Origin of the sequence: Nostoc sp. FACHB-190 (assembly GCF_014696905.1) — a bacterium.
In the GTDB taxonomy this organism is placed as follows: domain Bacteria; phylum Cyanobacteriota; class Cyanobacteriia; order Cyanobacteriales; family Nostocaceae; genus Nostoc_B.
This window is the reverse complement of sequence record NZ_JACJQW010000026.1, coordinates 105134-118183: the sequence shown is the minus strand read 5'-3', so window position 1 is coordinate 118183 and position 13050 is coordinate 105134. Positions and strand designations below refer to the sequence as shown.

Below are 13050 nucleotides of genomic sequence, written 5' to 3'. Positions count from 1 at the left end.
TAAGACTCGGAGCGTTTTTGGTAACGCACATTGTTTAACAATGTTCCTAACAGAGCAGTGGCAAGCGAGACAGGAAGCCTACAGTGTACCGAAGGTCGCTGTAGGTACTTCACTACCTTCACTTTGAGCTATGAATAAACTCTACCTAAAGAGAGATGAAAGAAAGAGCATCTTGGGATAATTCGTAGCAGTTTTTGTTGGTAAAATCAACGTCAGCTTTTGACACTGAAGCGGAAATACCCCAGTAATTTTAACTCTGAGTAATAACTTAACTTAACATTTGGTATTTAAATTTAAACGAGCGCGGCAGGGCTCGAACCTGCGGCCGATTGCTTAGAAGGCAATTGCTCTATCCACTGAGCTACGCGCCCAAGACAAAATAGTGGCTTTTATGAGAGCCATCAATACAATTATATCGTTATTGCCCCTAAGAAGCAATCAAAAATTGCAGATTTGCGATAGCAAGGCTAAGATGCTAGTCGAACAAAGCAAATCAGTTATTGATTAGCTATATTGAGTGGTCAAGGCGAGTTATTTGCATTTTAGTGGAGATATCCTTTGGGTAGCTTACACTAGGGTGGCTAAAGAGCGATCGCGCCACTGACCTGAAACACTTACTAAGTAATCGCACTCTTGGCGATGTTACTAAATCAGATTATAGATCGCATATCCACAAAGCCCCTGTGAGGAGTGATTTTAGCGTGCCATGTTTATTCTCAAACGGCAGGATGTTGAAATATCAAGCATTCAGCACCCAAAAAGGGATCAGCAAGTGCCGATCCTCCATTATCAGGGGCAAACCTTTCGGTTGATTAGTTTGTTTAAAGCTAATCAAGAAGAAGAAGCTCGCGCCTTGTGGAGAGATTTGACAGATAATCGCGGTAAAGCTTGTGTCTTACTAGAAGAGCCAGATCGTTTTAGCATCTGGGGTAAAATCCGCTTAGAACAGCTAGATAGTGATACTGGTGGTCATGGTAAGACAGACATACTGATTCAAGCTAGTATCTTGCTGTTACAAGCGGTGCATCTAGATATTGAAGAGTTTTTAGGCGCTCGTCAATTAACATTATTTGAAAAAGATATGGGGGAAGTTTTTCGACAGCAGAAATTTCCTGAAGCTTCTTCCCCCGAATCTGTTAAGCATTTAGTCACCATAGATCCCTTAGAAGATACCAAACTTCCAGCTTGGCAAGAAAATCATGTAACTACGTTTTTACAGGAACTGCACAAGCTAGGGAAAACTTATTTTGGTAATGCCAACTTTGCCAATAAAGTAGCCGATAGGTTACAGGATATGGCAGAAGGCGAGCGATCGCTATTTATTTCCTGGCTCAACCAATCTTCCCTCAATAAACTCTGGCAATAGCCAGCAAAAGCATGAATTATGAAGTATGAAGCCTGAAAAACTCACTTATACCCTGAATTATTGCAAAAAAAGCTTTTCTGCTTCCATAGCAACCAAGGCACATACCCATAAATTCTCACTTTATCCTTCAGACTTCAAACTTCCAACCTTCCAGCGTGCATATACATAGTCAATCCCTATGAGTAGCTCTTACAACAATTCTCTGCGTTCTAAATCTATATTCAGTAATCGTAATATTATCTTGGCCGGAATTACCTGGGCGGTAGCGGCACTATTATATTTTTTGCTATTTAGTGCTAAAATTCCAGGAGCCAACGGCGAAGAAAGTCGTGCCGAGTGGTATGTAATTGGCACAAATATTTTTGAAGCGTTAGCTTACTTGGGTGCTGGTATTTTATGCTTAAGGAATTGGCGTAGCCCCCAAATCGTCAGTAGTCGAAATGTGTGGTTGGCAATTGCCATTGGTATGCTTTCTTATTTCCTGGGAGGGATATTTTTTGGCTATACAGAAATAGTTTTAAAAAAAGAACCGGATGTATCCATTGGCGATGTATTTTTTGTATTGACTTATATTTCCCTGGGCGTAGGCATGATTTTAGCTGTGGCATCAAGACGCATTAATCTCGAAAAATGGCAATGGCTGATTGTCGCTGCCATAGGAGTGTTTGGTAGTTTGGTGGCATGGTGGATTTCAATGCAACCAAAAACAACAACAGAAATACCAACAGGACTACTAGCCACAATTTTGAATTGGTTTTACATCGTGAGCGATGTATTGTTGCTGATTATTGCGACAACCTTACTCTTAGCTTTTTGGGGTGGACGAGTAGCTCAATCTTGGCGAATGATTGCAGCGGCCGCATTTTCGCTTTACATTGCAGATATGTGGTTTAAATTCGCTCAAGGGGATAATTATCAAAGTGGAGACATATTAGAAGTGTTTTGGGTATTTAGTGGAGTGTTATTTGGTATGGGCGCAGTCCTAGAACATGACGCATCATTGAGCCGGACTCGCCGGGAGCGTGGACGTAAACGAACTTAGATTTGGTGTCTACCGTGAGAAAACTAACAGAATCAGATAAACAAGAAATTCTTAAGTTATATCGAGAAACTGCTGAAACGACCTCGACTTTAGCAGAACGTTATGACGTGAGCAACTCAACCATCAGTCGTCTGCTCAAAAGTACCTTACCAGAGGATGAGTACGAATACTTAGTTTCGTTGAAACGCGCGGCTCGGACTCCTGAAGGTAGGGCGCAGGTAAATTATGAGCAGTTGCCTTTGCTGGTACCAAAAGAGCCAGAAATTGAACCTCCTCAGAGCGAAAGCAAGCCTATAGAATTGCCCAAGCTCAAGTCACAAGAGCCAGTCATTGAAGCAGCATTAGAACCAGAAGATGATGAAGACTCAAATTCTGGTATTAGAAGAGTGCGGCGGCGTTCCTCGGCAACTACAGAAAAACCAAAGCCAAAATTGGTGAAAAAAGCCGACATTGCGCCAGAACCACCACCAGAAATTGCCAGCATTCCTAGCCCAATACTGGATGAGGAACGTCCCAAAGTTGTGGCTTTTGCCGATATTTTGGGCGAAGAACTGCTCGATGAGTCTGAAGATTTAGATGATCTAGACGATGATTTAGATGATGACGATTTAGATGATGATGATTACGAGGAGGATGACGATTACTTTGATGAGCCAAGACCGTTAGTTACAAGACGCAGGTTAGGTGAAGCACCAGTCCAAGTTTTACCATTGTCGGCGGCGAATTTACCGAGAACTTGTTATTTGGTAATTGACCGTTCCGCCGAGCTAATTACCAGACCACTCAAGGATTTTGGTGATTTAGGGCAAATTCCAACTCTGGAAACTCAGCAGCGCACTTTGCCGATATTTGATAACCATCGCGTAGCCAAACGTTTCTCGACAAAGCGCGATCGCGTGATTAAAGTTCCTGATAGTAGAATGCTACACAAGGCACGGACTCACCTCCAAGCTAAAGGCATCACCCGCCTGTTAATTGATGGTCAAGTCTACTCTTTGTCTGCACTTTAAGACAACGGAATCAACTTTCAAGAAACATAGGGGTGTAAGGGAAAAACTGAAAAACCAAACCATAGTCTGAAACATCTACTTTCTCACCTATACCCTTACACCCCATACCCCTAAACCCCTCAATTGTGCGTGTAAACAGCAGCAGTAAAACGCTTCGCTAAATTCACAATGTCTTGTTTGCGAGCAACTTGATTTACCCAAAGTTGAGGTATGCCCTCAATACCATAGTAAATTCCCGCTAACCCACCGGTGACAGCCGCAGTTGTATCTGTATGTCCGCCCAAATTTACAGCTTTTAACACTGCTTCTGCATAGGATGAGCTATTTAATAAACACCATAACGATGCTTCTAGGGTTTCAATGACATAGCCGCCAGATTTAATCTCTTCAATTGGTAAGCTGGCAATGTCACCACTGAATACTCTAGCAAAATGGGGCATTTCTTCTAGGAATTGCGGTGCAGAATAAATAGGTTGAATTTTTTCTAAGCCTTGAGTGTAAGCTGTGGGTAAATTAGCGCCTTGCAGCAGTTCAATGGCGATACTAGTATAAATGCCGCAGGCCATTTGCGATCGCACATGAGCATGGGTAATACAAGACACCTGATGCACCCGCGAAATCAATTCCGGGAAATCTAAGGTTTGATGGCAATAAGCCATCGGTAAAGTTCTCATCAAAGAACCATTACCATTACTCATCTCGCTCGTTCCCCCAGCCTCTAAAGGTGGAACCCCTTGATTAATTCGCATAATAGCCGCATGAGTACTTTGTCCGATGCCAAATATTTCCCCTCTGGGAGTCCAGTAAGCTTGCTTATACCACCGCCAAAAAGACAAAGCTATGGCATCCAAAGAATACCCTCGACAAAGGCTTTCTGCCAAGCAAAATGTTAGGGAACTATCATCAGACCAAGTTCCCGGTGGTTGATGCCATGTGCCGTAACCCAGCATCTTCGTGACAGGGAATTTCATACGTTCAGCGCGGCTTGTAAACTCCACAGGCACACCCAAGGCATCACCGACACATAAACCCATCAAACCAGACAATGTTTGTGTAGCGGTTTGCATTATGCCATCTCCACGAAAATTGCCAAAATTTCACAGCCAGAACACAAGCAGCCCAATATCCATAAATCACACTCAACCCTGATAATCGCCTCTGGGTACTGAATTCTGCTGAATTTACTTTATATATTTCTGCCATAGCTTATTGCTATTACTGCTACAAGCAATTATTAGGCATTAGGAGAAATTACAAAATTATCAATTTTGATTGCATCACTCATGTAAGAAAAAATTAACTTTTCTTGCGTTTCTGTGCCAGTTTTTTAAGCGACTACTCGCAAAAGTTCCGGTTGAAATAAATCTTGCTGCGAATATTGGCAAATTTTATGCAAGCTAAAATAGTAAATCTACTATCAGCTTTTGGGCATCAATCGTAACAACCTTTTTCTAGAGATTAAAAATTATTCGGAACTTTCGTACACAATTTACGACCTAGTAAATAACAGTAAAAAATCACAAAATTGAACAAAATTATGAAAGGTTTACTTCGGTCGTTCGTAGCAATTTCAGCATTGTCTTCTTTAGTTATTGCACCTTTGATGATGAATGCAGGACAAGCTGCGGCTCAAGATAAAAAAGGAACTGATGCTAGTTACATTGGTGCTGGTGTGGCAGCAGGCGTGACTAATGGCGGACTCAACAACGATGCAGCTAACGTTGGTGGTAATCTCACAGGTAGAGTCAAATTAGGCAGCCTTCCAGTTTCTGCACGGGGTAATGTGCTTTGGAGTGATAAGACGAGTGCTATCATCCCAGAACTTTCCGTAGACGTGCCTATTGCTAATAGAACTAATGCTTATGTCACTGGTGGTTATTCTTTTGTTGAAAAAGATGGTTCACCCAGTCCTTTAGGTAATAGAGATGCTGTCGTGCTGGGTGCTGGTGTCGAATCAGAAGTGGCGAATAATTTCTTGATTTACACAAATGCCAAAGTTGGACTACGAGCTTATCAAGATAGTCCGGCTTCTGCTGTTAGCATCAACGGTGGTATTGGCTATCGTTTTAAATAACTATAGGAATATGGTTTGATTCCTGAATCTAGTTGTGTAAGCAGAGAGTAGGGAATGGGGCGTAGGGAGTAGGAAAGAAGCCTGCTCTGGGTGTACTGATTTTTTTCCCAAATCAAATATTAATCCCATAACTCTCTCGGAAGTGAGAAGTTAATTTTTCAATAGATGTAATTTTGGGGAGTAATCCTAACATTTACAAATGTTAGAAAATAAAGATTTATTAGCTATCAACTCATACTTAAGGATGTTGGGATAATTCCAGTTCAACATGGTGAATGTTGTTGTTGAACTTTGCAGGTTGAGGGAATATCAGACTTTATCCGTAAAAGTCAGCGAAAACCAACAAACTTAAAGTTGATTTATACCACCTACTTCTATATGCTGGTTTTGTTAAGTGTAAAACTATCGACAAAGCCGGCTTTTCGCCGTGTTACAATTGTCGTATTCCTCATATTTCCGACCGAATTACCGGGAATCACTGAGCCAAAAACTTAGTCTTGGGTTTCATCCCTGCTTTATTGAGAATACTATACAACTCTCATGGTTAAATCTGCTCCTCCACCACTTGCCAACCGTAAGCCCTCAAAAGTAGAAGGCATCAAAGAAAATAGTAATTTTTTGCGTGAACCTGTAGCAACGCAGATCCTTGAGGATACGACTCACTTTAGTGAAGACGCGATCCAAATCCTCAAGTTTCATGGCTCCTACCAGCAGGATAACCGCGATAATCGCGTCAAGGGGCAGGAGAAAGATTACCAATTTATGCTGCGGACAAAGAACCCAGGGGGGTTTGTACCGCCGCAATTATATTTGGCTTTAGATAAGCTGGCTGATGAATATGGCAACCACACATTAAGGGCTACCACTCGTCAAGGTTTCCAAGTGCATGGCATCTTAAAGAAAAATCTCAAGGCTGCCATTGCGACTATTGTTAAAAATTTAGGTTCGACTTTGGGCGCTTGCGGAGATATTAACCGCAACGTCATGGCTCCACCAGTACCTTTCAAAAATCGTGCTGATTATCAGTATGCTTGGGAATATGCCCAAAACATTGCTGATTTACTGTCTCCTCAAACTGGTGCATATTACGAAATTTGGCTAGATGGCGAAAAAGCTATCAGTGCAGAAGAAAATCCAGAGGTGAAAGCAGCGCGGCAAAGTAATGGTAGCGGCACAACTTTTACTGACAGTGAAGAACCTCTGTATGGTACTTACTATATGCCACGCAAATTCAAAGTTAGCGTGACAGTACCGGGGGATAATTCTATTGATTTATATTCCCAAGATTTGACTTTGGTAGTTATTACCAATGCTCAAGGCGAACTAGAAGGATTTAATGTCTTTGCTGGTGGCGGTTTAGGCAGAACCCACAATAAAGAAGAAACATTTGCCAGGTTAGCAGACCCGATTTGCTATGTAGATAAAGCAGATGTTTACGAAATTGTCAAGGCAATTGTGGCGACTCAGAGAGATTATGGCGATCGCACTGACCGCCGCCATGCTCGTTTAAAATACTTAATCAATGATTGGGGTGTAGATAAATTCCGCGCCAAAGTTGAGGAATATTTTGGTAAATCAGTCGCCCCCTTTAAACCACTGCCAGAATTTAAGTATGAAGATTTCCTTGGTTGGCAAGAACAAGGCGATGGCAAGTTATTTTTAGGTATCTCCATCGACAATGGGCGGGTAAAAGATGAAGGTTCGTTGCAACTCAAAACCGCATTGCGGGAAATTGTCGAACAGTTTCACCTACCTATCCGCTTAACACCCCACCAAAACCTGATTTTCTGCGACATTGCCCCAAAAAATCAAGCAGCCATTCAAGAAATTCTCGACCGTTGCGGTGTTGTCTCTGACCCCGGTAAAATTGAACCACTGTTCCGCTATGCAATGGCTTGTCCAGCTTTGCCTACCTGCGGCTTGGCTATTACCGAATCAGAACGAGCAATACCAGGAATTTTAGAACGAGTCCGGGCGTTATTAGATAAAGTTGGTTTACCAGAAGAGCATTTTGTCATCAGAATGACAGGTTGTCCTAATGGTTGCGCTCGTCCTTACATGGCAGAATTAGGTTTTGTTGGTAGTGCGCCAGAATCTTATCAAGTTTGGTTGGGCGGTTCACCACATCAAACAAGATTAGCTCAACCAATAGTCGAAAAGTTGCACCACAATGACATTGAAAGCTTTTTAGAGCCGATTTTTGTTTTCTTCAAGAAATCACGCCAAGCAGAAGAAAGCTTTGGTGATTTTTGCTCACGGGTTGGTTTTGATGCTATTCGGGAATTTTCAGCACAGTATCAGCCGGAAACTGTTGCCGTCACCACCGCAGAAACTTCAGCACCAGCTAAAAAGAAAGCTGCACCCAGCCGCTCCCGTCCCCGCATTAGCCTTTATGATGAGGTTTACAGCAAGTTAAAGGAAACTGCTACCAGTCAAGGTAAATCAATGACAGAAATCGTCAATGAAGCCTTGAAAATTTACTTGCAGATAGATAAGTAACTAGGACTTACGCACCAAAATTGTCTGTGGAGATTGGGTGTAAGGGTGAAGGGGTATGGGGTGTAGGGGTTTTGAATACCTACACCCCTACGGTGAAGTCAAAATTCACAAGTAATAGAATTTTTAATTTTTGACTTGATTTTGCCCTTACACTCTGCTCTAAAAACTTAATTTTTCGTTTTTTTAAACAATTAACTGAAGTTTAGAATTACTCTATTTCTTCACAACGAATTAATAACTTTTCCATCGCTTCTGCAAGAGAAATTAAATCTTTCCAAGAAGAACCAGTGACTAAATTTTGCGCGTGTGCTAGTCGGTTGCGTAATTGTTCAGCAGATTTAAGGAAGCGTTCACCAAAACGTTTTGACTTTAATTCTAATTGCTCAAGTAATTCTGGTTGATTTAACACTAATTCTCGTTTGTCACAAAACTGGAGATAATCTAACAAATCTGTGGCTTCGTTTCTTTCTTGACTTTCTCGCCACAGGCGTTTGGCAATTTCTACCCGTTCTGGTTTGAGGAATTTTTGCCAAGAATCTTGGGGATAATAAAGCCGCACCAGTCGCAGTAAGTTCATTTCTAGCAATGTGACCAAGCCAAATAGTAACATTCGCACTGGTGCTTTTTGTAAGTCGCCACAAGTCACAATTCCACTAACTTGATTGCAATCTAAGACAAATAAGCGAGGAGTTTGCCGCAAAATGGGTAATAACTTCATTAGTGGCGTGGAGATGGCTATAAGTTCTTGGGAATGAAACACCCGTTGATAGTCGCCGCATTTACCGGATTTTGCTTGGATTAAACAAGAGCGTTCAATATAACCAGTGATATTATCTCCCGTGTCAATACCGACAACATCAAAATCCTGTGCTTCCATCCACTGCAATACCTCTACTACCTCTGCTTGGGAGGACACAGCTTTCAGAGGTTCTGCTACATACTCGATTGTAATGTTGTTCTCAAACAAACTCCGCAGGTCTTGCGATCGCGATTTTAGGTGTTTCATCTACCTTGAGCTATAAGACATCCGCAGGATTAGTATTTCACTCTCGGCGACTTTCTGTCAGTCCAAGCTGAGAACCAATCCTCTAAGATTCATCATTATCAGAAGTTACATAGTGAAGAGTTTGACATAGGGCGCAGGAGTATAAAAGTGTAGGTGAGCCAAAACCTTTATACCCATTCTCAACAGACAACCCTGTGTAAATTATTTTCGTATATCTATCTAAAGATATTAATAATAATTAATTGTTATATCACTTGATAGATACATCAAAACTGAAAATCCTGATATTTTTTTTTAAGTTCACAAATAGTCAAGGTAAAAAATATGAGTATCGAAAATCGCATTGAAGCAACTGCTAAAAATATTGAAGGTAAAGTACAGGAAGTAGTTGGTGAAGTTACAGGTAATCCCGCAGATAAGGCTGAAGGTAAAGCTAAACAAGCGGCAGCGAAGGTAATTCACACTACAGAAAACATCAAAGATGAACTTAAAAAAGCTATAGACTAAATAGAAAGTAAAGTTCTGAGTGCTGAGGAGAAATTTAGTAGATTCAAGGCTTTGAGTCATCAATACTATCTTCAGTCATAAAACTAAGGCAATAATTGTAGTTTTCTGCTTTCATTTTTATACAAAAAACTCCACTTTGAATCAAAGTGGAGTTTTTGATATTTATGATTGATTGTAACGACAAAATCAGCCTAACCATAATTTTTGATTCAATTAATAACTGGGGCGATTAGTAAGTAAACTCCAGATGAAAATAGCGATAATTGCACCAATAATGGCAACAATTACCCCCGGAATACTCAGGGTTGCCGCAGTAAATTGGAACCTGCCAGTTTCTAACAGTGTAACCAGAGTTCCGCCAATTAAAGCACCGATGATTCCTAAAACCATAGTTGCCAAAATACCACCACCTTGACGGCCGGGATAAATAGCTTTAGCAATAGCTCCAGCAATCAAACCTAAGATAATCCAAGCAATAATATTCATAATTAATTCTGCAAAGATTCTCCCCGTATGTTATTGAGAGCTACTTGCTTTTCCTTCTATCTCAAGAAATAAGTATTATGGCAAAATAAGTTTAATGTCTCTATTTTTACTCAAAGGAAACTAAGCCAATATCTGTGCTTTCTTGCTTGAGTTGCGTTATTGTTCTTACCAATCTACTTTTGTTGAGGAAATACGTCGGATGATTCACGAGGATAATGTATGAATAAAACCCCCCGGATTCGCATACCAAATGAAGTTAGACAATATGTATTTCAACGTGATAAATATCAATGTCAAAGCTGTGGTAAGACTGATTTAGAAACTAATTTGACCATTGACCATATCATTCCCTTGGCGCGTGGGGGTCAAAATGATATCAGCAATTTACACACTCTTTGCTTGACTTGTAATCTCAAAAAATCTGACAAAACAGATCAGCGTTTTCGGCGACATTTTCAAAGTTGAGCTAATCTAGTATAGGCTGTTAGTTTTGAATTTTTATGTCTCGTAAAGTCAACAGCAATTCTCGTAGATTTGGCAAACTTAGAACCCCGGCATTGTATTTATTAGCTGCGATCGCTATTTTAGCGGCTGCCTTTCCTAAACTGTATGAAATTAAAACAAAAGCGGGAATCAACATCTCAGACAGATATCACGCTGGCCCATTTTTAGAAAAGTACAGTTTTGGTTTATTTAGGTGTGAATGGCTTTATCCATATCGCTGCGATCGCCGCAACGGCAAAGTTTAACAGCTAAACTATATTAGCCGTAAATTACTCCTCAAAAACAAGATACCCGACTGATGAAATAAGTCGGGTATCTGAATGAGTATATTGTGACAAATTTAAAATTAGATTTTTACTAAACAGCGCCACTCTTTTTGTCAAACAAAATAGCAACAGTTTTGAAAATTAACTTTAAATCGTATAGCAAACTCCAATTTTTTTGATATTGCAAATCCAGGCGAATCACATCTTCAAAACTTCGGACTGTAGACCGACCATTAACTTGCCATTCTCCAGTCATTCCTGGTTTTACGTCTAAACGTTGCCACTCTGGTACTTCATAACGTTCAACTTCATCCGGTGTTGGTGGTCTAGTACCTACTAAACTCATATCACCTTTGAGAACATTCCAAAATTGTGGCAATTCATCTAAACTTGTGCGCCGTAGAAATCGCCCGACTTTAGTAATTCTGGGGTCGTTGTCATTCTTAAAAAATGCGCCCTGCACTTGATTTTTGACTAAAGCTTTTTTGGCTTCCGCATCTACACACATAGAGCGAAATTTCCAAATTTTAAATCGCTTACCCATCCAGCCGCAGCGAGTTTGACTAAAGAAAATCGGGCCAGGATCATCAATTGTAATTGCAATGACAATCGGGATCAGCAAAATTCCTGTAATCACTAAACCCACTAGTGAACCAACTATATCAATCAAGCGTTTCATCCAAGAAGCTATAGAGGGATGAGTAGTAGGAAGTTGCTCTAGTTTACGAGAACTATTTTTAGAGACTTCTATATCATTTTCTGCTGCGATAAATGCGGCTTCGCCACTAGACTCCATCGGAAAAACTTGATCTAATCCTGTCAGAGTTAGTACCGCCATAACTTGGGGGGTAACATCTCGCAGAATGAGGGTAATTCCTCTTTCTTGAGCAATTTTGTAATTACTGACCAGAGCGCCTAAACCACTACTGTCCATAAAAATCGTCTGGTGAAAATCAACGATGATTTTCTTAAGGTGTGGGTTGGCGGCGATCAGGTCTTGGCAGGTTTGTTTAAAGCCGACTGCTTCTAGCACGCTTAACCGCGCCGATACCTGCACTATCGCCGTTTCATTGAGGGAAGTAACTGGGAAATTTACCTCTGTGGGTTGGCTAGTCATGAAGCTCTGCACTTTCGTTGCCATGTAAATTTAATCTGCCAAACATTATTTTGTCCTAGAAAATCACTGAACCTCAAATTTCAGGGGTAGGAACAAAGACTGATTTTTCGCTGTAGTTGGAGTGGTGAGGACGTTTTGAAAGCATAAGGCTAAGAAAAGTAATATTTTTACCTTCTGCTCCTTTTTACTTTTGACTGTAGTTATCTAGGTTTAGAGCCGAGATTGCCAAGGACGATTCACAATAGAACAAGAACACAAAAATGTACTTGTTTTGATATCGCCACGGCGCGATCGCTTTGCTACTATCCCATGACTGCTAACACTACAGAACCTACCGCACGACTGATTGAGGTCTTTTCTGCTATTCAAGGGGAAGGATTGAATGTCGGGACACGTCAAATTTTTATTCGCTTTGCTTTGTGTGACTTACGCTGTCATTTTTGCGATAGCTCCCACACATGGAATGCACCCACTACCTGTAAGGTAGAACGATCACCTGGATCACGAGAGTTTGAAATTCACTCTAATCCCGTCCCCTTAACCATATTACTCGACTGGATTAAACGTCAAAATCTACCGTTGCTACACGATAGCATTAGCCTGACTGGCGGTGAGCCGCTTTTACATGCCCCTTTTTTGCATGAATTTCTGCCCCAAGTGCGATCGCTTACTGGTTTACCAATATACCTAGAGACTGGGGGACATCGCCCAGAACAACTGGCGATGATTTTGCCTTACCTAGACTCTGTGGGTATGGATTGGAAACTGCCTAGCGTTAGCGGCGAGACTTATTGGCAAGAACATACAAAATTTCTCCAATTATGCCACAACAACCCATCTTTGGATGTTTTTGTCAAGATAATTATTTCGCAAAGTACCAATCCCGATGAGTTGCAAAAAACAGCTTTACTGATAGCAGATATCAATCCCAAAGTTCCTGTTTTTTTACAACCAGTCACCCCATTACCTACTTCTGAACAGTTCACTACTACACCCATACTCGCCCCGAATCCCGACCAAGTGCTGATGTGGCAAGCTTTAATGAAAAAGTTTGTGCCTCATGTCCGGGTTGTACCGCAAACTCATAAAATGCTCAATCAATTGTGAAGAAAAAGTGTTGAGTGCTAAGTGCTGAGTAGTATGAAACTTTGATGAAGATTTTCCCATGTCAAA

Annotated in this window: 13 protein-coding genes and 1 tRNA gene; 9 read left to right on the top strand and 5 right to left on the bottom strand. The window is 41.0% G+C overall.

All coding sequences use genetic code 11. From position 1 onward, the window contains the following. Positions 1-298: 298 nt before the first annotated feature. Positions 299-371 (bottom strand) — tRNA-Arg (locus H6G28_RS24495). 335 nt (positions 372-706) lie between these two features. Between H6G28_RS24495 and H6G28_RS24490 the strand changes: the two genes are divergently transcribed. The 3 genes from H6G28_RS24490 to H6G28_RS24480 all read left to right on the top strand — a co-directional run bounded on the left by H6G28_RS24490 (position 707) and on the right by H6G28_RS24480 (position 3418). Continuing rightward, a complete protein-coding gene (locus tag H6G28_RS24490; RefSeq protein WP_190591453.1) occupies positions 707-1366 on the top strand; it encodes an Npun_F0813 family protein in 660 nt (219 codons plus the stop codon). 178 nt (positions 1367-1544) lie between these two features. Continuing rightward, positions 1545-2408 (top strand): hypothetical protein, encoded by an 864-nt coding sequence (locus tag H6G28_RS24485; RefSeq protein WP_190591452.1) that lies wholly within the window; start codon positions 1545-1547, stop codon positions 2406-2408. A 14-nt stretch (positions 2409-2422) separates the two neighbouring features. Then, positions 2423-3418, top strand: coding sequence for a transposase (locus H6G28_RS24480; protein ID WP_190674977.1), 996 nt, complete (start codon positions 2423-2425; stop codon positions 3416-3418). A 119-nt stretch (positions 3419-3537) separates the two neighbouring features. On the opposite strand, the gene H6G28_RS24475 is transcribed toward H6G28_RS24480, so the two are convergent. Next, positions 3538-4485 carry an ADP-ribosylglycohydrolase family protein gene (locus H6G28_RS24475; RefSeq protein ID WP_190674962.1) on the bottom strand — a complete coding sequence of 316 codons (948 nt, stop codon included), beginning with the start codon at positions 4483-4485 and terminating at the stop codon, positions 3538-3540. Between the two features lie 470 nt (positions 4486-4955). Between H6G28_RS24475 and H6G28_RS24470 the strand changes: the two genes are divergently transcribed. Next, positions 4956-5492 (top strand): outer membrane beta-barrel protein, encoded by a 537-nt coding sequence (locus H6G28_RS24470; RefSeq protein WP_190674959.1) that lies wholly within the window; start codon positions 4956-4958, stop codon positions 5490-5492. 540 nt (positions 5493-6032) lie between these two features. Further along, the gene (gene sir, locus H6G28_RS24465; RefSeq protein ID WP_190674956.1) at positions 6033-7991 is read left to right on the top strand and encodes a sulfite reductase, ferredoxin dependent; all 1959 of its coding nucleotides are present in this window, start codon (positions 6033-6035) and stop codon (positions 7989-7991) included. 208 nt (positions 7992-8199) lie between these two features. Here sir and H6G28_RS24460 read toward each other — a convergent pair whose 3' ends face one another. After that, positions 8200-8997 (bottom strand): hypothetical protein, encoded by a 798-nt coding sequence (locus tag H6G28_RS24460; RefSeq protein WP_190674953.1) that lies wholly within the window; start codon positions 8995-8997, stop codon positions 8200-8202. 324 nt (positions 8998-9321) lie between these two features. Between H6G28_RS24460 and H6G28_RS24455 the strand changes: the two genes are divergently transcribed. Next, positions 9322-9504: a CsbD family protein gene (locus tag H6G28_RS24455; protein WP_190591444.1), complete on the top strand. Its 183-nt coding sequence runs from the start codon at positions 9322-9324 to the stop codon at positions 9502-9504. Between the two features lie 213 nt (positions 9505-9717). On the opposite strand, the gene H6G28_RS24450 is transcribed toward H6G28_RS24455, so the two are convergent. Then, positions 9718-9990, bottom strand: coding sequence for a GlsB/YeaQ/YmgE family stress response membrane protein (locus H6G28_RS24450; protein WP_190591443.1), 273 nt, complete (start codon positions 9988-9990; stop codon positions 9718-9720). 219 nt (positions 9991-10209) lie between these two features. Between H6G28_RS24450 and H6G28_RS24445 the strand changes: the two genes are divergently transcribed. After that, positions 10210-10455: an HNH endonuclease gene (locus H6G28_RS24445; RefSeq protein WP_190591442.1), complete on the top strand. Its 246-nt coding sequence runs from the start codon at positions 10210-10212 to the stop codon at positions 10453-10455. 35 nt (positions 10456-10490) lie between these two features. Then, positions 10491-10739, top strand: coding sequence for a hypothetical protein (locus H6G28_RS24440; RefSeq protein WP_190674950.1), 249 nt, complete (start codon positions 10491-10493; stop codon positions 10737-10739). A 112-nt stretch (positions 10740-10851) separates the two neighbouring features. Here the strand turns inward: H6G28_RS24440 and H6G28_RS24435 are convergent, their stop codons facing one another. Beyond that, complete coding sequence (locus tag H6G28_RS24435) at positions 10852-11901, bottom strand: anti-sigma factor antagonist (protein ID WP_190591440.1); 1050 nt, start codon at positions 11899-11901, stop codon at positions 10852-10854. 285 nt (positions 11902-12186) lie between these two features. On the opposite strand from H6G28_RS24435, the gene H6G28_RS24430 reads away from it, so the two are divergent. Continuing rightward, positions 12187-12984: a 7-carboxy-7-deazaguanine synthase QueE gene (locus H6G28_RS24430; protein WP_190674974.1), complete on the top strand. Its 798-nt coding sequence runs from the start codon at positions 12187-12189 to the stop codon at positions 12982-12984. The last annotated feature ends 66 nt before the right edge of the window (positions 12985-13050 follow it).